The sequence below is a fragment of the Corynebacterium mendelii genome (assembly GCF_017307055.1).
Lineage (GTDB): Bacteria > Actinomycetota > Actinomycetes > Mycobacteriales > Mycobacteriaceae > Corynebacterium > Corynebacterium mendelii.
Genome location: NZ_JAFLEQ010000016.1, coordinates 246107 through 268321 on the forward strand (window position 1 = coordinate 246107; position 22215 = coordinate 268321).

The window sequence follows — 22215 nt, forward strand, 5'->3', positions numbered from 1 at the left end:
CGAATTTTTCCCGGTCCGACGGCCGCCGGATAGGCCGCACCAGCCGCCTGCCACCCAACGTAGCAATCCGGTGCAGGGCAGCGCAGCGGAAAGCACATTGAATACCTTCAACGATAATACATCGGATCTGCAGCTGGTGCTGCCCCGGTACTACCTGGCAGCCGGTGGTTTCGACTAGGTTTGTCAACCATGTGCCATCCACCACTTGCAGCCGTCGACGGCATCTCGCCCAGGCGGGTAGTGCTCACCGGCGCCGTGCCGGATGACGGTATCCGCTACGTGGCCGGCCGCGCCGGGGACAGCCCCTATGCCCCGGGAACCGTGCTGGCGCCGAACACCCCTCTGCAGCGGCCGCAGCCCGCCTGGTTCCAGCCTGTCTGTCCCCCGGAGCGTGAGATTCCGTTCACCCACACCATTGTCGCCGAAACAGACGAACTGCTCATCGCCGACAAACCCCCTTTTCTGCCCACCACCCCCAACGGGCGGCTGATAAGAAACACCCTGCTGACCAGGCTGCGCATTGAAACCGGCAACCCGCACCTGGTGTGCTGCCACCGGCTTGACCGTCTGACCAGCGGATTGGTGGTGTGCGCGAAAAACCCGGACAACCGGTCGATGTGGCAGAACCTCTTCCGTGACCGGCGGGTGGAAAAAACCTACACGGCCATCACCAGCGCCGATCTGCCCGGTGCCATCGGCACCAGCTGGCAGACCATCACCCTGCCGCTGCGTAAAATCCGCGGAGCCCGGGCCGTGACCGTCGAGCCGACCGGAACCCCGACCATTACTGCCGTGCGGCGGACCGGCGACCACACCGTTGAGCTTCGCCCGCGCACCGGTTTCACCCACCAGCTGCGGGTGGTGATGAACCATCTGGGAATGCCGGTCACCGGTGACGACACCTACCCGCGGGACAAAGGACTGGATCTGTACGATTTCCGCACCCCGCTGGCACTGGTGGCCCAAACCCTCAGCATGCCCGACCCCATCGGCGGCACAACGCTGTCGTTTACCTCCCGCCGGGACCCGGCAAACCCCCTCGTCTGCCCTCCGAATGTGAGATAGCGCATATTCCCACCGGAAAAAGCGGGGCACAACCCAGACCTTTTGTCGTTCACGGCGGCCGGTGAACTAGAATCGTCGAATTGTTTCCCCGCCCGACAACCGTCAAGAGAAACCGTGACCCGTCAACCATCGGCCGCATCGCACCTTGCGTGGCAACGGCACAACTTCCGCCAGTTCCTCAAATTCGGCATCGTCGGCGGCTCCGGCACTATCGTGAACCTGCTCATGGTGGTGGTGTGCAACAAGGTTGGCTCCGGCTTCGGGGTGCACGAACAGGATGCTTTCGTCAACCTGTTGGGAACCGCCTACAACATCCGCTACCACCACGTGTTTTTCACCATTGCTTTCCTGGTGGCCAACACCTGGAACTACCAGCTCAACCGGATGTGGACCTTCCGCGGCAACCGTCGCGGATGGTGGCGGGAATTCTTCCCCTTCCTGCTTACCGGCATCGGGGCACTGATGGTCTCACTGGTGGTGATGACCCTGCTGATGAACCCCAACTCGCCGCTGGCGTTACCGGCCGATGTTTTCGACGATTCCACCGGCTTCCGCACCAAGCTGTACTGGGCGTCGCTGATTGCGATCGCGGTGGCCACCCCGGTGAACTTCATCGTCAACAAGCTGTGGACCTTCCGGGCCAAATAACCGGCAGAAGAAGGCCGCCCGGCCCGCCGCTGACAGCGGGTTTTAAAAAACGGCCCGATAATCCGGCCCGGGGGGGCCGGGGTGGGTCAGTCATCCAGTCGGCTGTTGAGCCGGGCCGTGTCTTTACGGTTGTTGCGCGCGGTGATGTACGGTGCCAACAACAGCACCCCGACGATTCCGGCAATGGACCCGACCAGCAGCCCGCCACCGAAACTGTCGGTCGGATTGGCGCGGAACATGCCGACCATCCAGAAGGCGACCACCACGACCGCGGCGGCAATCAGTACCGGAGAATAGTGTTTCGCCTGCACCTTCGGCCGGGCTGTGTGCTGTTTCAGCCACTGGTTTCCGGCCAATGAACCAGCCAGCGGTGCAAGCACCACGATGACAATCAACGGCACCGATTCGGGAACAAACCAGGTCACGACAGCGGCGGTCACATACACCGCCAGAGTTTGCACCTGGGTGTTGATAGCCATGGAACGGTAGTACATGGCCTGCTGGTATTCGTCGTCCATGAGGGCGTCGATGCGGGCGAGTTCCCGGTCGAAAAGTTTCATTGTTTTCTCCTTGCGTCAGTTCAATTCGTGGTTTGCGGTTGCTGTGCGCTGTCATCCGGCAGGGTTGAGCCGGTCCTGGTCGTCGCCGAAAACTTCCTCGACGCTCGCGCCCAGAATCCGGCACACATCCAATGCCAGATGCACCGACGGTGAATAGTTGCCGCGTTCGATATTGGCGATTGTCTGCCGGGACACCCCGGCTTTCTCGGCGAGTTCCGCCTGCGATATATCCCGCCAGCGGCGCAGTTTCCGCACCATGTTCGGCCGTGGTTCGGTTCCCATGGGGAGGGGCCTCCTTTAGGCATCTGCCTGTTTGCCTTGTAAAAATGTCAAATAAACTTGACAGTCCTAAATGTAAATAATACTTGTCATCATGTCAAGGGTATGCTCGTTTTCCTGTTGTTCACCCTGTGTGCGGCAACAGAAAAAACGGCCCACCGGATGGTGGACCGTTGATGCACCCCGTCGATGCGCGGGAAAAACTCTTCTAGCTCACCCGTGGGGTTTCTCCGGGAAGAAGAGCCTTGGCCAGCGGGTCGACACCGCGGAATTTCGCATTGGCGAAAGCAGCCGCAGTCAAAATCACCATCATGGCTGCGCCGGCAGCCAACTGGGCGCGGGCCGACGCATCGAAAAGCATCAGCACCGCCAGACCCGCCAGCACCGCCAGTGTCGCCCACGACAGGTACGGCCAGGCCCACACCTTGACCGGCAGCGCCGAGACCGATTCCAGACGGCGGCGCAGCTTCAACTCACTGATGGTGATGAAAGTCCACACGATCAGCAGCGAGCCGCCGGCCGCATTGAGCATGAACCCCAGCAGCCAGCCGGTGTTGAGGTAGTTCAACCCCACCATGATCACCGACAACACAATCGACAGGGTGATCGCGGTGGTGGGTACCCCACGATCGTTGGTGGCGGTGAACACCTTCGGGGCGTCGCCGCGCCGGGCCAGTGAATGCATCATGCGGGAAGAAGCGTAGATCTGGGCATTGAAGGCGCTGAGCAGTGCCAGCACGATAACCAGTTCCATGAACCCGGCCACCCCGGGGATACCGGCCAATTCCATCACCCGGGCGAAGGGTGATTCCTCCGCCGAATGGGCGGCACCGACCACCGAATAGGGAAGCAGGAACGTAATTACCAGCACGCTTCCCAGATAGAAAACAGAAATACGGGTGATGGTGGTGCGCACCGCGTTGATCAGTGAATGTTTCGGATCATCGGATTCGGCGGCGGCAATGGCCACGACTTCAATGCCACCGAAAGCGAACGCCACCGCCAGCATGCCTGCCGCCACACCGGGCAGCCCGTTGGGCATGAAACCGTCCCCGAGGAAAATACTGGTGCCCACATAGTCGTGGCCGGGGAGAACACCGAAGATCAGCAGCACGCCGAGGATCAAAAACCCGATGAGCACGGCGACTTTGACGGCGGCGAACCAGAATTCGAATTCGCCGAAGGCCCGCACCCGGGCCAGGTTGATCACGCCGAACACCACCACAAACACCAGGGCGGGAATCCAGGCGGGAACACCGATCCAGCCGGAAATGATGCCTGCTGCGCCGGTCATCTCTGCGCCGAGGACCGCCACTGTTGCCAGCCAGTAGATCCAGCCCTGGGTGAAACCAGCCCACCGGCCGATGCCCAGTTCCGCGTATTCGGAGAAGCTGCCCGAAGCAGGCACCACGGTGCCCATCTCCCCGAGCATCCGCATCACCATCACCGCAATGGTTCCGGCGGCAATGTAGGCGAGAAGAACAGCCGGACCCGCGGCATTGATGCCCACGCCCGTTCCGAGGAACAGACCGGCACCGATGGTCGATCCGAGCCCCATCATGGTCAGGTGCCGGACTTTGAGTCCGCTGCCCAATGTCTGTCGGGGGAGTTGTGTGTCAGGTGGAGGTGTCATGGAAAGGAATTCAGTCCTGAAAAGACGTCGGTGGGATGAATGGGAAACTGGGCGGTCCAGCGGGACAACTGGTGTGGAGCCAGCTGATTGCGCCCGCAGGAAAGTGTAGAACTCTTAGTTCGCCAACCCTCACCCCGGGGAGTGCTGTCAGTAACCGGAGACGACACAGACACCACCCGGTTCAGCGGTGACGGGAATGCGGATGGGGTTCATCCGTGGTCACCGGGCCAATTCGCAGAGCCGGGTGCCCGGGTTGTGTCTGGTTATCGTCGTCACCGCCGTTGCCGTTGTGGTTGTGTGTGCGGTGGTTGGCGAGGAGTTCGTGGATGTGGTGTTTGTTGCGGTTTTTTTCGGCGGCGGTGCCGACGAGTTCGAGGGGGTCGGTGCGCCACATGTTTGTGGGTGTGCGGAGTGCGTTGATGAGGTGTTCGCGGTTGGGTTTGTGGGCGAGTTGGTCGGTGACGTAGTCGATGATTTCGATGGCGAGTGAGTCGCAGATGACTTCGGTGTAGCCGGGGACGGTGAGGGTGTCGTGGTCGATGGTGTCAAGGGTTTTGATGGTGTTGCTCTTGTAGCCGATGGTGTGGGCCAGGCGCATGAGTTTCGCGAGTCGGATGATGTGGCCGATTCCGTCGGTGACGTCGAATCCGAGGTTGCGTGCGAGGGCGGGGGCGTAGATGGTGCTGGGGACCAGTGGGAGGGGGTAGTTGGACGCGAGGGCGATGCCTTCGGGTGTGGGGATGGGTGTGTTGTCGTTGTCGCCGAGGGGGCGGGTGTAGCGGCCGTGTCCTTTCATGGGGCGGGTGCGGTAGTTGCTGGCGAGCAGGATGTTGATGATTTCGGTGGGGTGGCCGAGGGCGACGCCGGGTTGGGTGTCGGCGTCGAGAGGATCGATGGTGGTGCCGTTGTCGGTGTCGGTGGCGTAGCCGCAGGTGTAGATCCAGGTGCCGTCGGCGATTTCGTCGGCGGTGTAGATGCCGTCGTCGGCGGGTGCGCAGTTGAGGGTTTCGGGTGTGTTGGCGTAGTCGATGATTTCGTCGATGGTGTCGACGATGAGGGTGGCGTGGGGGAGGTGTTTTTGGGGTTTCCGGGTGGTGGTTTGGTGGTGTTTCAGGCCCGAGAGGATGCCGGGTGTGTGTCCGAGGGCTTTTTCCGAGGCGCGGTAGGACAGGTGGGCGATCTCGGGGACGCGGATGCCGTGGATGGTGGTGGGCCGGGTGTTGCGAAGGTCTTTGATCGCGGAGATCAGGCAGCGGGCGGACAGGGGCAGCCGGTGGTAGGCGAATGCTTGGCCGGCGGGGGTGAATTCTTTCTCGATGTCCATGGTGTAGAGGTAGCCGCCGGTTTTATCGCGGGCGAGTGCCATTAGTTGCATGCCGCCTGGGGTGGTGGCGGTATCGGGGTAGTCGCTGTCGTCGTCGATACCGAGGTAGTCTTTCGTCGCTTCGCCGAGGATGTGTGCGGTGCGGCGGCGGCTGAGCTTTGCCGGGGTGTAGAAGCCCTGGGTGACCAGGACGTCGCGTCCGATGGGGGCGTAGGCGAAGCCGTCGGTGGTGTGTTCGGGGAACACGGCGGATTCGACGAGGAGGCCCTTGTGGTCGAGTCCCCAGGTGGATGCGGGGCGGTCGTATTTTTCGGGTGTGCACCGGTCGGTGGCGATGAAGGTGTTGATGCCGGTGGTGTGGAACAGCAGAACTTTCGGGTTGGTGCGGGGGACAGTGATGAGCATGGTGTGGTTGGTGAGTTTCTGGTGGCAGGTTTCACAGACCGGGATGAGGTTGTCGATGTCTGTCAGTCCGCCGCGTTGCCATTCAAAGATGTGGTGGATTTGCAGGAAAGACCGGTTGGGGCAGTAGGGGACCGCGCATTTCCCGCCGTAGAAGTAGTTGAGGACTTCGATTTGCCGGTCGCTGGCGGTGCGTTGGGTGCGGCCGAGGTACAGATCGCCGGGTTTGGTGCCGTCGGTTTCCAGGGTCCGGTAGTTGGAGTTGATGAGCATGTGCATCCGGTCGGCGGGCCGGAGATCGGTTCCGTGGGTATGGACACGACCGTCAGCGCGGACAGTGACCGCCATTTGCGCGCCCGGGGCGTGTTTGGTGCGGCTGGAAAATCCTTTTCCCGTTAACGCGACATCGAGCAGGTGCGCGAACGCCGGCAACGTGTTGGCTTGTGAGGGTTGGCCGAACCGTGACACGTGACGGGTCACAACCGATGCCAGCATTGTTTGTTCACAGACCTTGCGCACCAAACGCTTCAACCGCACAACCTCACCACCATCAACAAACCCGCCCGCAGCAGCATCAGCATCAGCATCAGCAGACGTGCCAACGCACATCACCGCAGCTCGTGGTTTTTTCCCACTTGACGCCTGGACGGTGGTGTCGCCGCTGGTGTTGGCGGTGGTGTCGGTGACGGGGGTTGTTTCGATGGCGTTGACGATGGCAGTGGCGGTGGTGGTGAGTTTGTCGTGGTCGATGGTTTCTGCCAGGGGGTGGGCGTGGTTGGTGTTGTCGTCCAGTGCTTGGGCGAGGTCGCCGGTTTGGAGTGCCTCGTGGAGGATTTTTTGTGCTTGTCCGGCTTCGATTTCGGCCATTTTCAGCAGGGCGTTGAGCTTCATGGCGGTCATGGGGTCCAGGCGTGCGTGGATGGTCATGACACCGGTTTGTTTGTTGGTGCTGGTTTTCAGGAAGTAGCGATGGTCGGGTTTGGGTTTGTTGATGGGGTCGATGCCGGTGAGTTCTTCTTTCATGCCGGTGACTGTCAGTCGGGAGGCGAGGGTGCAGAATTCGGCGTCCGAGAGTGCACCGTCGTGGAGTTTCATTTGTTCGACGTGTGCGGTGGTGAATTTTCCGTCGAGGTAGTTCACGCAGATCAGTTCGTGTTCGAGGAGGTAGCGGCCGATGGACATGGCGCGGTAGGCCCAGTTACGGCTGCGGTCGAAAGCGGACATCAGGTAGTCGGCCAGGTCACTGCAGCCGATGCGTTTGTGGGCGTGGCGTACCGCCATCACTCCCATGGTCACGATTGCGCGGCATTCGTAGTGGGCATAGCAGTGCATGGATTCCTGCAGGGTGCGCAGAACCTCGTTGTCATTCATCGCTACGACGTTGTCGATGAATTTTTTTCCGTTCGGCATGGCGGATGATCCCCCTTGGACTAACAAATGTGTGCTGGTATGTGTCGCCTGTATGTGTCCCCGGGGGCCGCGGTCCCCTGTTTTTCCGCGGCCTCACCGGTTCAGGCGTATCGGGTGGCAACTGTTTTTTGTTGCTGTCCTACCTGTCAACCTACAACATGATTAGATACTGTGTTCGATGTTCGAATTCTTCAGCCGTTATTTTTGTCCGAACATATTCGGCGTTTCTGCCGCTCGTTGCGGTGATCTGGGCTTATAGTTTCGAAGATTTGTAAATGCTGTTGGGGCACCATTTCGGGGTGTCAAGTGCAACTTGATACCTGGTGGAAATGTCGGCTGTGTGGGTCTGATGTTCGAATAGAAAAAATCTCGCGGAATCGAACGCAATAAAAACACGCCCCACCCGGCGCAGGGGCTTCATGGCGGTGTGTCCGGCCTGTTGGAAAATCCTCAACTGTGTGTGTTTTCTCAACGTTTGACTTCCCCGAGAGGGTATTTCCTGTCACCGGCAGCCAGCACCATGTGTTGGGGCACTGATCGGGGACGGCAACCATACGGGTAGCGGGAACAGATCGATGTCAGCGACCGGACGTGGCGGCGTCACCGAGTTGTAGCCCGGGTGGATTGAGCTGAGCTGTGGTGGCGTGCTCGTTTGCTGCGGGGCCAACCACACATTGGCTCAGTGATGGGGCACGCCCTGTCGAGAATCCTCAACTGTGCGTATTTTCCCAACGTTTGACTTCTTTTCCTGGTGTTTTTCCGTAGATCCCGCCTGCGGGCGTTCAAGGTCGCGCGCGGAGGCCGGGTCGGGCCGAATGCTTTTCGACTGTTCGGTTGGACATGCCGGTGTCATACGGCTACTGCCCGGGGCGCAGTCAAGCCGGTTTCACCGGGGTGGTGGGGTCTGTCGGGAATCCTCAACTGTGCGTGTTTTCCCAACGTTTGACTTCTTTTCCTGCGATTTTGGGTGTTTCGTAGTTTTTGGTGGGGACTTGGACGGGCGTTGATTGTTTTCCTCAACTAGTGGGCAGTAGCGGGGGCTCGTTGGTGGGTTTGCCGATGGGGCACATAGAGTTTTCCACCATGACCGACCAGACGCCGTCCACTGCCAGCCAGCCGCAGCCTGCGGAGGATGTGATCCGCGGCCAACAGGCCCGTGATCCCCACCGTAAAACCGAGTTGAAAGCCACACACGGTATCGAACTCGGGGGACCGGGGGCCTTCACCATGAAAGTCCTCAACGGTATTGCGATTGCGGTGGTGGTGTCGCTGGCGCCGACCGCACTGCTGGGTTTCCTGCTGAAGGCCATGCTCCCTGTTTTTCCGCAGGGGGCTGCCCTGATTGAGTTGACGTCCCTGGCGGCGACCACCATGCCCGTGCTGATCGGTGTGTTCATTGCCATGCAGTTCAAGCTCACGCCCATTCAGACGGGTTCTGTGGCTATTGCGGCGGTTGCTGGTTCTGGGATCGCGAAACTCGATCCGGCCGGCGGTTTCCACATTCAGGGCACCGGGCTGGTGATCAATACCGGGTTGACCGCTGCTTTGGCGGTGCTGCTGATTTCATTCGTCGGTACCCGGCTGGGCAGCTACACAATGCTGCTGCTGTCGACGATTGTGACTGTGGTGGTCGGTGGTATTGGCGCGAAGGTGACCTACCCGGTGGTTTACATCTTTACCGTGTGGCTGGGGGATGCGATCAACCAAGCGTCGACGTTGCAGCCTGTTCCGATGGGTATTGTGCTGTCGCTGATTTTCTGTGTGCTCATCGTCAGCCCGGTTTCGACTGTCGGGGTGGCGACCGCGATCATGATGAGCGGTATCTCCTCCGGTGTGGCGAACCTGGGCTGTGTGGCCTCGGCGGTGTGCCTGATGGTGCTGGCGTGGCGGGCCAATGGCACGGCCATCGGTGTTCTGCACTTTTTCTGTTCCCCGAAAATACAGATGCCCAATATGGTTGCCCGCCCGAAGGCCTATCTGCCGGTTGTGGTGGTGGCCCCGATTCTGGGGGCTGCTGGCGGTGCACTCGGGGTGGAGGGCACGGCCGTTTCCGCGGGGTTCGGTATCACCGGTTTTGCAGGCCCCCTGGCTGCGCTGCAGGCCGAAGGCTGGGGGTTTAGTCCCGCCAACATCCTGATTGTTGTTTGCCTGTACCTGGTTGCCCCGTTGCTGCTGGCGTTTGCCTCAACCTGGTTGTTCCGTGACGTGCTCGGCTGGGTGAGCCCGGAGGACTACCGGCTCGACTTTGAGTAGAGCACCAACGGTGGGGAAATGCCGACCGCCCCGGCAGGGTGCCGGGGCGGGAGGTGCAGACAATCTGGTGGGGCTAGTTTTTGTGCAGATCGGCGTTGAGGGCGACCTGCTCTGATTTCCAGCTGACTGCTTCGATGGCACCGGTCAGGGAGTTGCGGCGGAAGAGGATATTCGAGGCCCCGGACAGCTCCTGGGCTTTGACGGCCTCGCCGTCGGCCACCCCGGCGGCTTCGGCGACAGCCCCGGTGACTGTCACTTTCGAACCGGCTGTGACATACAGCCCGGCTTCGATGACGCAGTCGTCGCCCAGGGAGATACCGCAGCCGGCGTTGGCCCCGAGCAGACAGCGTTTGCCGAGAGAGATGATTTGTTTGCCGCCGCCGGACAAGGTGCCCATGATCGAGGCCCCGCCGCCGATGTCGGTTCCGTCATCGACAATGACACCGGCGGAGATGCGACCCTCCACCATCGAGCTTCCCAGCGTTCCGGCGTTGAAGTTGACGAAACCCTCGTGCATGACGGTGGTTCCCTCGGCCAGGTGCGCCCCCATGCGGATACGGTCGGCATCACCGATACGCACCCCGGTGGGAACGACATAGTCGACCATGCGGGGGAACTTGTCGATCAGGTGCACGGTGACCGGGCCGCGTTTTTCAAGCTTCGCGCGGGTGATCTCGAAATTTTTCGTCGAACACGGTCCGAAGTTGGTCCACACCACATTGGTCAACAGACCGAACACACCGTCCATGTTCGCCCCGTGCGGGCGGATCAGCCGGTGGGAGAGAAGATGCAGCCTGAGCCACACGTCGAAGGCGTCTGCGGGGGCTTGCGACAAATCGGCGATGGTGACTGTCACCCCGACCCTTCTCACACCGCGGTCGGCGTCCTCGCCGGCCAGGACCCGGAGGTCGGCATCCAACAGGTCATTGTCGATGAGTTCATGGCCGGTCTCGGTGGCTCCCGCATCCAGTTCGGGTGCGGGGAACCAGCAGTCGAGAACCGTTCCGTCGTCGGTGAGGGTGGCAAGTCCGGTGGCTTTGGCGTTCGTCATGCCCCATAACGTACCGGATGACAGGTGCAGCCGGTGACAGGGAGGCGAAAAAACCGCGCCCCGCGGCACCGGCTCCGGTTATCTGGGGAGCGGGCGCCGCGGGGCGCGGTGGAGGCAGGGGGCGGTGGACTGCTGGGAAAGAGCTGACCGGCGCGGGCTAACCGTATGCCGTGTTACTTGGCCCGGGCGTGGACCGCGGCGCGTTCGGCGGCGGCCTGCCTGCTCAGTTTGCGGCCGCGGACAGCCGCAAACGACAGGGCCACCAGGACGACGAAGAGAACGATCACGGAGATCACCTGGCCGCGGGCCGCCTCATCGGAGAGCATCAGACCGGTCAGCACAACGAGCATGCCGAGGGTGACCCAGGCAAGCCACGGGTAGCCCCACATTTTGACCTTGGTGATCTCGCCGGTGGCCACCAGCTCCGGGTGCAGCTTGATGTAGCTGGCGATAATGAATCCCCAGATCACCAGCAGGGAACCGCCGACGGCGTTGAACAGAAATTCCAGCAGGCCGGCCGGGTTCCAGTACTGCAGGGCCACCGAACCGAAAGCGAACACCATTGACAGCAGCACTGCGCTGCGGGGAACGCCGTCAGCGCTGGTGGTGGAGAAAAACTGGGGTGCGTTGCCGCGCCGGGCCAGCGAGTAGACGAACCGGGAGGTGCCGTAGATCTGGGCGTTGAAGGCGCTGAGCAGGGCCAGCACAATGACCACTTCCATGATGGTGGCCACCGCCGGGATACCGGCTTCGGCCAGAATCAGGGTGAAGGGGGATTCCGCGGCAGAAGACGCGCCGCCGATCTGGTCGTAGGGGAGCAGGAAGGTGATCACCAGCACACTGCCCAGGTAGAAAAACGCGATACGGGTGATGGTGGAACGCACCGCCACACCAATGTTTTTCGACGGCTGATCCGATTCGGCGGCGGCAATGGTGACGATTTCGATGCCGCCGAAAGCGAAGGCGACGGCCAGAAGACCGGCGGCCACGCCGGAGATTCCATTGGGCATGAATCCATGGTCGCCGATGAAGTTGGTCAGGCCGACCGCCTCGTGGCCGGGAAGAAGACCGAAGATCATGAGGAATCCGATGACCAAAAAGACAATGATCACGGCGACTTTGATGAAGGCGAACCAGAACTCGAACTCGCCGAAACCGGTGACTTTCGCCAGGTTGACGATGGCGAAAAACACCACGCACACCAGAGCGGGAATCCACGGCGGGGTGCCGAACCACCCGGCCATGAACGCCGAGGCGCCGGTCATCTCCGCACCCATGACCATCACCAGCAAAAACCAGTACAGCCAGCCCATGGTGAACCCGGCCCAGTGGCCGAAGGCCATCTCCGCGTAGGAGGAAAACGATCCGGACTGCGGTCTGGCGGCCGCCATCTCGCCGAGCATCTGCATGACGAAGACGACGAGGATTCCGGCGAAAATATAGGCCAGAAGAACAGCGGGACCGGCGATTTTAATGCCGACACCCGTACCGAGGAACAGGCCCGCGCCAATGGCGGAGCCCAGTCCCATCATGGTCAGGTGCCGGGTTTTCAGCCCTGAGCCGAGTGTTTCAACATCGGCCGCGGCTTGCGGGGTGGCATTAGTCATGCCGAGGAGTATAGCTGAGCGGTTGCTTAATAAAACCGTGGTAGCATATAAGCGGCGTCAGGGAAAATCTTGTGACCAGGTAAAATAGGAAAAATAAAAGTCATTTCATCTCACCCTGTGGAACCGATAGGGTGACAGATATCGATGGTGCTTGCCCCCTTTCACCCCCGCCGCACTCGTGTGCCGGTGGGGAAAACCTTCTCCCGGGCACAGTCGCCGGGGCACGTGTTCGCCGGCTGGGGTGTGTGCGGCGATTGCGTTTACCGCCCGGCGCGGGTGGCCACCGGTTCGGTGTGGCCGGGCACCCGGTCGATGTGCCAGTTGTCCTGCCCCGCGATCATGGAGGCTTTGACCAGTTCATTCGACGGAGACAGGCGGATGGTGGTGGTCGGCCGCAGGGTCACATCGTCACCGATGCGGCAGTGGCTGCCCAGCGGCAGTCCAATGATTTTCGCCCCGACCCCGAAATAGCAGTCGTTGCCGATGGCCAGCGGGGGGCGGGAGCCGCCGATGGTTTCCCGGCCCATGACCGCCGAGGACAAATCAACGTTGCAGCCCGGCCCCAGCACCACGCCGGAGGACAGCCGGCCTTCCACCACGGCCTGGCCGAGAGTACCGGCGTTGAAGCTGACGAATCCCTCCCGCCGGACATAGGTGCCCGGTGCCAGATAGGCCCCCAGGCGCACCCGTTCGGCCAGTGCAATATAGACCCCGGTGGGAACGACGTAGTCGACCATTCTGGGCAGGACATCGACTCCGTAGACGTGGATGAGTCCACGGGATTTCAACGAGGTGCGGACGAATTCGAAATTGTCCGGCAGACAGGGGCCTTTATTGGTCCAGACAACATTGGCCAGGTGGTCGAACAGCCCGTCCAGGTTGATTTGGTTGGGTCTGACCATCCGGTGGGAGAGCAGGTGCAGCCGCAGGTAGACGTCGTGGGCGTCGCGGGGCGGTTCGGATAGATCGGCGATGGTGGTGCGCACAGCGACCTGTTCGACCATGCGGTCTTCATCCAGGCGTACCAGCGAGAGCATTTTCGGCGGCAGATGTGCCGCGCCCAGTCGGTGGGTGGCGGATTCGACGGTGTCGGTGACAGTTAATTCGGGGTGCGGGAACCAGGTGTCCAGCACTGTCCCGTCCATGGCGATGTTGGCAATACCAGTTCCGCTTGCGCCCGTTGTCGTCATACATCCGATACTACGTGTACCGGTACCCGCGCTACCAGCTGTGCCGGTGGCGGCAGCTGACAGCGACGAAAAATCCAGCGTGTCGCCGGGCGCGGGGAAACTACCGCGGTAACGCCACCGCCGCTGCACCCGGGTGCGCGCTCACCTACTGTGGGTGGCTGTGAGTGATACCCCCGATAATTCCGCCGCTTTGACCACCCCGCTGGATTTGTTGTCCGGACCTGTTGAGCTGACCCGCCAACTGGTCGACATTGCCAGCCCCTCCCACCACGAGGAGGACATCGCCGACGCCCTGGAGCAGGCGTTTGTCGCCTTGTGTGCCACCGGGGATTTGGCCGTGCCCCTTTCGGTCAACCGTGTGGAGAACAATCTGCTGGTCTCCACCGATGCGGGCCACCCCACCCGGGTGATTTTGGCCGGGCACATTGACACGGTTCCGGTTGCCGACAATGTTCCCTGCACCAAGGGGGCAGACAGCAGCGGGCGGGAGACCCTGTTCGGCTGCGGCACCGTGGACATGAAATCGGGGGATGCCGTGTTCGCCAGTGTGCTGGCCGAGCTGGCCGTCAACGGCGGGTTGACCCGTGATGTGAGCCTGATTTTCTACCAGGCCGAAGAGGTGGCCGAACGGTTCAACGGCCTGGGGAAGATCAGCGGCACCCATCCCGAGTGGCTGGAGGGGGATGTCGCCATCCTCGGGGAGCCGTCCGGGGCGGTGATCGAAGCCGGCTGCCAGGGCACGATCAGACTGAAAGTCATCGGGCACGGTCGGCGGGCGCATTCGGCCCGCAGCTGGATGGGACACAACGCTTTCCATGAACTGGCCCCGGTGATCGGCCGGATTGCCGCCTACAGTCCCCGGCAGGTTGACATCGACGGCTGCGGCTACCGGGAGGGAATCAACATCACCTGGGCCGAGTGCGGGGTGGCCACCAACACCATTCCCGACCGGGCCTGGTTTTTCGTCAATTACCGTTTCGCCCCCGACCGCAGTGTCGATGAGGCAATGGCCCACCTGCTTGAGGTGATGGGGCTGGACGGTGCTGAACTGACCCACACCGGCGACAACCGGGAAGAGGACTACCCGTCCTCGGGAATCACCGTTGAAATCGATGATGCCTGCGCCGGTGCGCTTCCCGGGCTTTCCCAACCCGCGGCCGCGGAGCTGGTGGCCGCCACCGGCGGGCAGCCGCGGGCCAAATTCGGCTGGACCGATGTGGCGCGTTTTTCCGCCCTGGGGATTCCCGCGGTCAACTTCGGGCCCGGGGATCCGTCGTTCTGCCACAGAAAAGACGAACAATGCCCGGTGGAGATGATCGACGAAGTCGCAGCTGTGATGCGGCGTTACCTGGGCGGCTTTGACCACTGACCCGCCGTGGCGGGGGTTCCGGCGGTAGGGTGGCAGTTCCCGGATGCCGGGGATGGTCAATGAAGCGAAAAAGCAATCGGATACCGGGTAAAAGCAGACACGAAATATCCCGCCGACAACACCGAAAGGACTTTGGGACCGGATATGAATCAACGCCAGCGCCGCTACATGCGCGGGCCCCTGGTTGTGCGACAGGGCGGCCGCCAGGAATCCACCACCGACTCCCGGCTGTTGGATGTCCAGCATTCCACCGACTGGCTGCACGAGGATCCGTGGCGGGTTCTGCGCATCCAGTCCGAATTCGTCAACGGTTTCGGCGCCCTGGCCGAACTTCCCCCCGCCGTGACCGTCTTCGGTTCGGCGCGAACCTCATCCGACCACCCCTACTACCGGTTGGGTGTTGATCTGGGCGGGGCGTTGGCTGCCGCAGGCTATGCGGTGATCACCGGCGGCGGGCCGGGGCTGATGGAAGCGGCCAACCGCGGCTGCGCCCAAGCCGGCGGGCTGTCGGTGGGGCTGGGCATTGAACTGCCCCACGAGGAACGCCTGAACGACTACGTCGACATGGGGATCAACTTCCGCTACTTCTTCGTGCGCAAAACCTGCTTTTTGAAATACAGCCAGGCGTTTTGCTGCCTGCCCGGCGGATTCGGCACCATGGACGAACTGTTCGAATCCCTCTGCCTGGTCCAGACCGGGAAAATCACCCACTATCCGATCGTGCTGCTGGGCACCGACTTCTGGGGCGGGCTGGCCGACTGGGTGACCAACACCCTGATCGAGGAAGCCATGATCGATCCCGGCGACCGCGATTTGGTCATGATCACCGATTCCGTTGATGAGGCCGTGGACCACATCACCGCCGTCCACAGCGACCTGTTCGGACCCGGCACCACCCCGCCCGAGAGTGCACCGGGCACGCCGCAGGCCGGCGATCGGTAGGGGCTGCCCACCACGGCAGTACCCTGAGGTACAGGTGGCCCCCGCCCGGCACCGCCGGTGGCGGGGCAGGGGTGCCAGACGACACAGGACACGTGAAAAGCAGGAAAGCGGGGATGCGGCAATGTTTGTTGCGGTGTTGATTGTGGCGGCGGTGGTGATCCCGCCCGTGGTGGCTTGTGTGGTGCTGCCGCTTGCGGCCGGCATCCCGTCCGGCCCGCAGGCCGATATCGCCGCCGGAGGTGCCCGGCGCATCGCCGCCAACGCCCGGGCAGTGGCCGCCGGTGACTGGAACGCCATTGAACTTTCCACCGCCATCCGCGGCTATGACCCGGCCGCCATTGACGCGGTGGTGGCAACGCTGTGGGAGCAGGATCCCCCGGTTTCATCCGCGGATGCCATCGGCCCGGTGGACATGGTGCGCGGCGGCTACCGGATGGATGAAACAGACGCCCTGATTGATTGCCTGATTGCCCACGCCAGACGGGACATTCCCGCCGGTGGGCAAGAAAACACCAGCGCATCCGGTGAAAAAAGACTATCCTTTTAAGGGGTAGGCGAGTGCCATGAAATCCATGACCCGCTGATGTCCGTTAGTTGCAAAGGAGCATGTGACGCTATGGCAGCAATGAAACCGAGGACCGGAAACGGCCCCATGGAAGCGGCTGAAGAAGGCCGTAAAATTGTGATGCGTATCCCCACCGACGGCGGTGGCCGTCTCGTGGTGGAACTGACCAAAGAAGAAGCCGCCGAACTCGGCGGGCTGCTTGTCAAGGCTTCCTCTTAACGCAAACAACAACATCCCACTTTCTGCCCTGAGCCGCCGGTCGCGTCACCCCATCACCGCGTCGGCGGTTTTCGCTTGTCGCCGCCGCTGTTTCTTCTGCGCCGAGCCTGGATCTGCCCGCCCGGGTGGGGGCCGGTTGTGTGGGTTGGTTCACTCACCGGGGGGCGGGCGTTGTAGCATGGGCACCCGACAACTGCTTCGACCTAAATTTTTCAACCCCTGCGGTCATATTTACCGTCGGGCTGCCGGACGAGGCGACCCAGCCTGCCCCGTTCGGACGCACCCCGCCTGTTGGCAAGACACACCAATGACCCATTTTTTTGAGGAGTGACACGGACGTGCTCAGCGACGTGACCGATATCATGGCCGACCCGCAGACGGGCCAGCCCCTCGCCCTGTCCGCCGACAACACGACACTGTCCTCGGCGGACGGGCGCGGCTACGTCATCGCGCCGGAAGGGTTTGTGGTGGCCAAAGGGCCGGGCGCCCCGTTGGGTGATACCGGCGCCATGGTGCATGCCCGGGAGACGTTTTTGTCCGGCGGTCAATTCGGACCTTTTGTGGAGGCGGTCACCGAAGCCGTCCACGACGCTCTCGACGATGCCGCCGACCCGTATCTGCCGCACCCGGTGATTGTTGACCTGGGGGCCGGTACCGGCTACTACCTGGCGCACACCCTTGACGATATTGCCGGTGCCTACGGTATCGGGGTGGATGTGTCGGAACCGGCCGCCACCCTGTTGGCCGCCAGCCACCCGCGGGTTGCGGCGATCTGCGCCGATGTCACCGCAACACTGCCGGTGGCCGACCATTCGGTTGACGTTGTCACCGTGGTTTTCGCCCCCCACAACCCGGAGGAATGCGCCCGAATCCTGAAAAAAGACGGCCAGCTGGTGGTGTTGACCGCTGTTGCCGGACATTTGAGCCAGCTGCGCGCCCCCCTGGGGATCACGGATCCCGATGATGATGTGCTCGACAAGCTCAACACGCTGCTGGGCGACAGGTTCAGTGCCGTCGGCCCCGCCGAGATCGTCGACTACCAAATGCAGCTGGACCAGCAGGCCATCGCCACCCAGATTTCGATGAGCCCGTCAGCCCGCCACATTGATGCGGCCACCCTCGCACAGCGGGCAGCCACACTGCCGGACCGGATGAACGTGACTGCCCGGGCGGCAATCAGCAGATTCACCCCGAACAGTTAAACAGGCACCAGGCCTGTCAGGTGTGGCGTGAAAAAAACCAGTCCGGCGCAGACGACAACAGCCCCGGCGAGACCCTAACGCCCCGGAGGTGACAACCTCCGGGGCGTGCGGTGTGCGGGACCACCAAGCGGCTACTGGCTGTCGGGCAGGTCCCCGCCGGGCAGCAGCAGATCGGGGGTGAAGCTGCCGTCGTCGAGATCATCCAGGCCCTCGGCCTCGAAAGACCGCGGGGAAAACTCCATCGAGCGGGTGATGGTCGCACCGCCGTCGCAGGTGACCGTAAAACCGTTGAACCCGTGGGTGCTCCACAGCCGGGAACTCATCGCCACCGCCCCGCCGTCGGCGAAAACCTCCAGGCAGGATCCGTCGGTGATCACCGTCAAGGCGTTGGTGTCGGTGGGATCCAGCGCCGCGATGGCCGACTGGTCACCGCGGTGCAGTGGATTGGCCGACCGGTCGACAGTGACCGTATCGCCGGTGTGCACCACCACAGCGGCAGTATCGCCGTTGGTGTCGCGCACACGCACCGTGACCGACCCGCCGTCGGGAATGTCCATCATGACTGTCTGCGCGCGGGCCGCTTTCGACCACAGCACACTGTCGACCAGGGCGGTGGTCGGTGTCAGATAGAGCCTGCCGCCCTGCAACGTGGCCCGCCTGGCCAGTGACAGGCAGTTCGCCCAGCCCTCGTTGTCCCAGGACGGATCGTTTTCGGGGTGATCACCCCGGGACACCGAATTCATCAGGCCGAAAATAATCGCCTCACTATCGGCGGCGCCCCACACCGGCTTGCCGACTGCCGTGGCCCGCGGCCGGGTGAAATCATGGCCGTGGTCAATGGGGGTGAAGCCGCGTGCGACAGAAAAAGCGGTGCCCTCCAGATGGCCGACCAGATAGCCGGAGACATCTTTTCCCTCCGGGACCTCCACGGTGGCGAGAAGAATATCCCACGGGTGGCCGTCAACCTCGTCGGTCAAGCGGATCAGTTTCGGGCTGACCATCCGGCCGGCGGGAAGCCCATGCCCGTCGCCCAGCTGCAGCGGAGCCTGGATACGGAATTTTTCCGGGTCGCCGTCAGAACAAGCCACCAGCACCACCGGGCTGTCCATCGGCCCGGCGACCACCAGCATCAGCCAGCCTGCGGTGTGGTCGTCGCGCCGCCAGTCGGGAACCACCCAGGGCGAACGCATATTGGTGTAATCGCCCTGATCGCCCAGCACCAGCGGGCCGCGGGTGACATGCCGGTCGACTTGTTCCGGGTCATCGGCGATATCTTCCGCAGTCGCCAGAATGTCACTGATGGTTGCGGTGTGCACGGTCGAACCAGCCGCCGTGACCCGGGTGAAATAGAGCCGGGTGGTGGTGTTGTCCTCGATGGCGCAGCCGGCCCTGACGTCGGTTTCCTCACCTTCCGGGGCGAGAACATCATCACAGGGCATCCATTCCGCGCCCGGGTCACTGGGGCGCACCGAATGCGCCCAGCGGGCCGGGCCGCCGGGGAAGCGGCGGTACTGGTGGAACAGATGCCAGACTCCCCCTTCATGGAGGGCGCCGGCCGGGGCATTGATGATGCCGTGCTCGGCGGTCACGTGAAGCTCTGGGCGGTAGCGGGTGTGGGTCATGGTTGATGTTTTTCAGGTAGGCGGGTTCGGTGAAACAATCCGGGACCGGGAACTGTCCAGACCACCGGAAGGAGGTGGCCTCGCCGGCGGGATCACCACCCAGGGTAGGCATTTTTCGCGACCCGCGGTGTCCGCCGCCGCCAACATCGCTGTCCAACCGGGAAAAACAGTGGTGCTTCCCCCGTGAGGTGGTGGGCAGGCGGATGAAACAGATGTCATTTTTCTGTCTTTCCCGCCCCGCGAACCCACCCCCGCAACCGTGTCTTCCACCCCGGGCGTGAGCGGCTGACCAAAACCACCGCCGCCCGGTGGGTCAGCGGCGCGGCTTTTTGTTTTCCACCACCTCGATCTGGGCGGCAGTGTCATCCGGCGCCAGATCGGCCTGCCCGAACTCGAGGGTCGTCGGCAGGCGGAGGTTCAAATCGGTGGCGGGGCAGATTTCCACCAGCCCCTCGTCGAGGACAAAGTCGAGAATGTGGCCACCGGTGGTACGGGCGTCATCGATGAAGTGGACGTGGCAGCCGGGAACCGAGATACCGCGCTCGTAGACCGGCGTTCTGAAACCGGCGACCACACCGGTGGTGTCTGTGATGGTCAGGTGGGCATCATCGCCGGTGGCCTCGGTCATCGGGGGATACGGTTTGTGTTGCCGGGACACCGTGCGCACATCCACCCGACTGAACCGGCCGGTGATTTTCACCGCGTACATGAAGTTGTCGCTGGGCAGCAGCCCGTCAATGAACGCCGATACCTCCCCGCGCTCCAGGCGGGCGGGAGCAGAGGCGGTGATGCGGGGAACGAAATTGGTGACCACGGCAAAAGGAGAGCGTGCCGACAGTGATGCCTTATTGGCTGTTCCATCGGAGTTGAGCTGCCAGCAGATTCCGTCGATGATCAACATCTCCCCGTCAAGGGCATCGAAGGTTCCGATACCGAAATTTCCGTGCCCGAGCAGCTCACTGGTGGTCATCTGTCCGTCATAGATGCCGTCCAGCAGGGCGGTCATCAGTGAATTCTGGAAAATGGTGTGCCGCTCAAGAGGCAGAAAAGAAGCGGTGGGGGTGTGCTGGTAGCTCATGACTTCTACAGCGTAGTAGCCGCTGGAACACCCCGGGGCGCACGGGCATCCACTGCCGCCCGCGGGCGGGCACTGCCGAAAGCGGGACAACGCCCACGGCAGCAGCTGGTCGGGGGATAAAAGCATCAAACTAAGGTACAGCTGTACTCATATACAGCCGCAGTTACCGCCGATTAATCGGTCGATAACTGTACCGTGACTGGTGTGACAAAGATGACAATGGACCTGCAGAAGGCGACAATTAATTTTGTGCAGCCACGTTTTAGCCGGTATCAAACCAAGGCCCGGTCAGGGTGCTGAAAAAAGGTTTGCCTGCACTTACCGGGGTGTAGCATGGGGGAGTCAATGTTGGTTCCTTCTGATACATAAGGAGATAGCGCCGTGGCGCACGTCAAACGACAAATCCCCAAAGTCGGCGAGATCCTCGATCTCATGGAGTTCAAAAAACCCACCCTCGACTTCAAAAAGCGCCGCCTGGAGGATGCCCAGACCATCTGGGATCTGCGCACCATCGCCAAACGGCGCACCCCGGCGGCGGCCTTCGACTACACCGATGGTGCAGCCGATGATGAGATTTCGATGAAGCGTGCCCGCCAGGCGTTCCGGGACATCGAGTTCCACCCGTCGATCCTCAACGACGTCTCCGAAGTGGACACCTCCTGTGAAATCTTCGGCGGTCCGGCGGCTCTGCCGTTCGGTATCGCGCCGACCGGGTTCACCCGCCTGATGCAGACCGAGGGTGAGCTGGCCGGTGCCGCAGCCGCCGCCAAGCACAAGATTCCCTTCTGCCTGTCAACCCTGGGCACGACCTCGGTGGAGGATGTCTCGGCCGCCAACCCGCTGGGCCGCAACTTCTTCCAGCTGTATGTCATGCGTGACCGCTCCATCTCCTATGGGCTGGTGGAACGTGCCGCCAAATGCAACTTCGACACCCTGCTGTTTACCGTCGACACCCCGGTGGCCGGTGCCCGGCTGCGGGACAAGCGCAATGGTTTTTCCATCCCCCCGCAGCTGACCATCGGAACCGTGCTCAACGCCATTCCGCGGCCCTGGTGGTGGTGGGATTTCCTCACCACCCCCACCCTGGAATTCGCCTCTTTGACCTCGACCGGCGGAACTGTCGGTGAGCTGATCGAAAACGCCATGGATCCGACCATCCAGTTCGAGGATCTGAAGACCATCCGCGAGATGTGGCCCGGCAAACTGGTGGTCAAGGGTGTGCAGAATGTGCCCGACTCGGCCAAGCTCGCCGAACTCGGTGTCGACGGCATTATCCTGTCCAACCACGGCGGCCGCCAGCTCGACCGGGCACCCGTTCCCTTCCAGCTGCTTCCCGAGGTGGTCAAGGAACTCGGCCCCGATTTCGAGGTCGCCATGGACACCGGCATCATGCACGGCGCCGATATTGTGGCCGCCATCGCCAAGGGCGCGAAGTTCACCTTCATCGGCCGCGCCTACCTGTACGGGCTGATGGCCGGCGGTGAAGCGGGCGTGAACCGCTGCATCGAGATCCTGGCCGAACAGGTCCGCCGCACCATGAAACTGCTGCAGGTCTCCTCGCTGGATGAGCTGACGCCTGAGCATGTCACCCAACTCAATACCCTGGACATCAACAAGGTCAGGGGAGTGCCGGCCGACAAGCTCCAGGATCTGTTCTAAAACCGGTTCCCCGCTGGCACAACCACAGCAAGCCTTCTGACCGTTTGCCGCTGTCCGATCACCCGGAAAACCGGGCGCCCGGGCGGCGGCAGCGGTCTTTTCAGGTCCCGGCTGCGCGGGAAAACGGAAGGCAAAAA

18 protein-coding genes are annotated in these 22215 nt (G+C 62.3%); 9 read left to right on the forward strand and 9 right to left on the reverse strand.

Going from position 1 to position 22215, the window contains the following annotated elements:
- The first annotated feature begins 189 nt into the window (after positions 1–189).
- On the forward strand, positions 190–1065 hold the full coding sequence (locus JZY06_RS09520; protein WP_207279307.1) for a pseudouridine synthase: 876 nt from the start codon (positions 190–192) through the stop codon (positions 1063–1065).
- A gap of 114 nt (positions 1066–1179) precedes the next feature.
- Positions 1180–1713: a GtrA family protein gene (locus JZY06_RS09525; protein ID WP_330617243.1), complete on the forward strand. Its 534-nt coding sequence runs from the start codon at positions 1180–1182 to the stop codon at positions 1711–1713.
- Positions 1714–1799: 86 nt separating this feature from the next.
- Here the strand turns inward: JZY06_RS09525 and JZY06_RS09530 are convergent, their stop codons facing one another.
- The 4 genes from JZY06_RS09530 to JZY06_RS09545 form a co-directional block, all read right to left on the reverse strand.
- Positions 1800–2273 carry a hypothetical protein gene (locus tag JZY06_RS09530; protein ID WP_207279308.1) on the reverse strand — a complete coding sequence of 158 codons (474 nt, stop codon included), beginning with the start codon at positions 2271–2273 and terminating at the stop codon, positions 1800–1802.
- Positions 2274–2324: 51 nt separating this feature from the next.
- Positions 2325–2555, reverse strand: coding sequence for a helix-turn-helix transcriptional regulator (locus JZY06_RS09535; RefSeq protein ID WP_207279309.1), 231 nt, complete (start codon positions 2553–2555; stop codon positions 2325–2327).
- 205 nt (positions 2556–2760) lie between these two features.
- Positions 2761–4185, reverse strand: coding sequence for an amino acid permease (locus tag JZY06_RS09540; protein ID WP_207279310.1), 1425 nt, complete (start codon positions 4183–4185; stop codon positions 2761–2763).
- A 181-nt stretch (positions 4186–4366) separates the two neighbouring features.
- Complete coding sequence (locus JZY06_RS09545; protein WP_207279311.1) at positions 4367–7321, reverse strand: HNH endonuclease; 2955 nt, start codon at positions 7319–7321, stop codon at positions 4367–4369.
- A gap of 1083 nt (positions 7322–8404) precedes the next feature.
- Here JZY06_RS09545 and JZY06_RS09550 point away from each other — a divergent pair.
- Positions 8405–9574, forward strand: coding sequence for a PTS transporter subunit IIC (locus JZY06_RS09550; protein WP_242516884.1), 1170 nt, complete (start codon positions 8405–8407; stop codon positions 9572–9574).
- 73 nt (positions 9575–9647) lie between these two features.
- Here JZY06_RS09550 and dapD read toward each other — a convergent pair whose 3' ends face one another.
- The 3 genes from dapD to JZY06_RS09565 form a co-directional block, all read right to left on the reverse strand.
- Positions 9648–10625 (reverse strand): 2,3,4,5-tetrahydropyridine-2,6-dicarboxylate N-succinyltransferase, encoded by a 978-nt coding sequence (gene dapD / locus JZY06_RS09555; RefSeq protein ID WP_207279312.1) that lies wholly within the window; start codon positions 10623–10625, stop codon positions 9648–9650.
- Positions 10626–10798: 173 nt separating this feature from the next.
- The gene (locus JZY06_RS09560) at positions 10799–12232 is read right to left on the reverse strand and encodes an amino acid permease (protein ID WP_207279313.1); all 1434 of its coding nucleotides are present in this window, start codon (positions 12230–12232) and stop codon (positions 10799–10801) included.
- 260 nt (positions 12233–12492) lie between these two features.
- Complete coding sequence (locus JZY06_RS09565; protein ID WP_207279314.1) at positions 12493–13422, reverse strand: succinyltransferase; 930 nt, start codon at positions 13420–13422, stop codon at positions 12493–12495.
- Positions 13423–13582: 160 nt separating this feature from the next.
- Here JZY06_RS09565 and dapE point away from each other — a divergent pair, with 160 nt between their 5' ends.
- The 5 genes from dapE (at position 13583) to JZY06_RS09590 (ending at position 17719) form a co-directional block, all read left to right on the forward strand.
- Positions 13583–14791 (forward strand): succinyl-diaminopimelate desuccinylase, encoded by a 1209-nt coding sequence (dapE, locus tag JZY06_RS09570; RefSeq protein ID WP_330617247.1) that lies wholly within the window; start codon positions 13583–13585, stop codon positions 14789–14791.
- Positions 14792–14935: 144 nt separating this feature from the next.
- Positions 14936–15733: an LOG family protein gene (locus JZY06_RS09575; protein ID WP_207279315.1), complete on the forward strand. Its 798-nt coding sequence runs from the start codon at positions 14936–14938 to the stop codon at positions 15731–15733.
- Positions 15734–15854: 121 nt separating this feature from the next.
- Positions 15855–16280, forward strand: a complete 426-nt coding sequence (locus tag JZY06_RS09580; protein WP_207279316.1) for a hypothetical protein — start codon at positions 15855–15857, stop codon at positions 16278–16280.
- A gap of 69 nt (positions 16281–16349) precedes the next feature.
- Positions 16350–16517 (forward strand): DUF3117 domain-containing protein, encoded by a 168-nt coding sequence (locus JZY06_RS09585; RefSeq protein WP_207279317.1) that lies wholly within the window; start codon positions 16350–16352, stop codon positions 16515–16517.
- Positions 16518–16855: 338 nt separating this feature from the next.
- Positions 16856–17719, forward strand: coding sequence for a methyltransferase domain-containing protein (locus JZY06_RS09590; RefSeq protein ID WP_207279318.1), 864 nt, complete (start codon positions 16856–16858; stop codon positions 17717–17719).
- Positions 17720–17850: 131 nt separating this feature from the next.
- Here the strand turns inward: JZY06_RS09590 and JZY06_RS09595 are convergent, their stop codons facing one another.
- Both JZY06_RS09595 and budA read right to left on the reverse strand, forming a co-directional pair.
- Positions 17851–19341: a GH32 C-terminal domain-containing protein gene (locus JZY06_RS09595; protein WP_207279319.1), complete on the reverse strand. Its 1491-nt coding sequence runs from the start codon at positions 19339–19341 to the stop codon at positions 17851–17853.
- Positions 19342–19654: 313 nt separating this feature from the next.
- Entirely contained in the window at positions 19655–20419 is a 765-nt protein-coding gene (gene budA / locus JZY06_RS09600; protein ID WP_207279320.1) for an acetolactate decarboxylase, read from the reverse strand.
- A 432-nt stretch (positions 20420–20851) separates the two neighbouring features.
- Here budA and JZY06_RS09605 point away from each other — a divergent pair, with 432 nt between their 5' ends.
- Positions 20852–22078, forward strand: coding sequence for an alpha-hydroxy acid oxidase (locus tag JZY06_RS09605; RefSeq protein WP_207279477.1), 1227 nt, complete (start codon positions 20852–20854; stop codon positions 22076–22078).
- Positions 22079–22215 lie beyond the last annotated feature (137 nt).

Bases quoted from the DNA above. Each gene is read 5' to 3' on its own strand.
- JZY06_RS09520 (WP_207279307.1), top strand. From the start codon at position 190: ATGTGCCATCCACCACTTGCAGCCGTCGACGGCATCTCGCCCAGGCGG.
- JZY06_RS09530 (WP_207279308.1), bottom strand. From the start codon at position 2,273: ATGAAACTTTTCGACCGGGAACTCGCCCGCATCGACGCCCTCATGGAC.
- JZY06_RS09535 (WP_207279309.1), bottom strand. From the start codon at position 2,555: ATGGGAACCGAACCACGGCCGAACATGGTGCGGAAACTGCGCCGCTGG.
- JZY06_RS09540 (WP_207279310.1), bottom strand. From the start codon at position 4,185: ATGACACCTCCACCTGACACACAACTCCCCCGACAGACATTGGGCAGC.
- JZY06_RS09545 (WP_207279311.1), bottom strand. From the start codon at position 7,321: ATGCCGAACGGAAAAAAATTCATCGACAACGTCGTAGCGATGAATGAC.
- JZY06_RS09550 (WP_242516884.1), top strand. From the start codon at position 8,405: ATGACCGACCAGACGCCGTCCACTGCCAGCCAGCCGCAGCCTGCGGAG.
- dapD (WP_207279312.1), bottom strand. From the start codon at position 10,625: ATGACGAACGCCAAAGCCACCGGACTTGCCACCCTCACCGACGACGGA.
- JZY06_RS09560 (WP_207279313.1), bottom strand. From the start codon at position 12,232: ATGACTAATGCCACCCCGCAAGCCGCGGCCGATGTTGAAACACTCGGC.
- JZY06_RS09565 (WP_207279314.1), bottom strand. From the start codon at position 13,422: ATGACGACAACGGGCGCAAGCGGAACTGGTATTGCCAACATCGCCATG.
- JZY06_RS09575 (WP_207279315.1), top strand. From the start codon at position 14,936: ATGAATCAACGCCAGCGCCGCTACATGCGCGGGCCCCTGGTTGTGCGA.
- JZY06_RS09580 (WP_207279316.1), top strand. From the start codon at position 15,855: ATGTTTGTTGCGGTGTTGATTGTGGCGGCGGTGGTGATCCCGCCCGTG.
- JZY06_RS09585 (WP_207279317.1), top strand. From the start codon at position 16,350: ATGGCAGCAATGAAACCGAGGACCGGAAACGGCCCCATGGAAGCGGCT.
- JZY06_RS09595 (WP_207279319.1), bottom strand. From the start codon at position 19,341: ATGACCCACACCCGCTACCGCCCAGAGCTTCACGTGACCGCCGAGCAC.
- budA (WP_207279320.1), bottom strand. From the start codon at position 20,419: ATGAGCTACCAGCACACCCCCACCGCTTCTTTTCTGCCTCTTGAGCGG.
- JZY06_RS09605 (WP_207279477.1), top strand. From the start codon at position 20,852: ATGGAGTTCAAAAAACCCACCCTCGACTTCAAAAAGCGCCGCCTGGAG.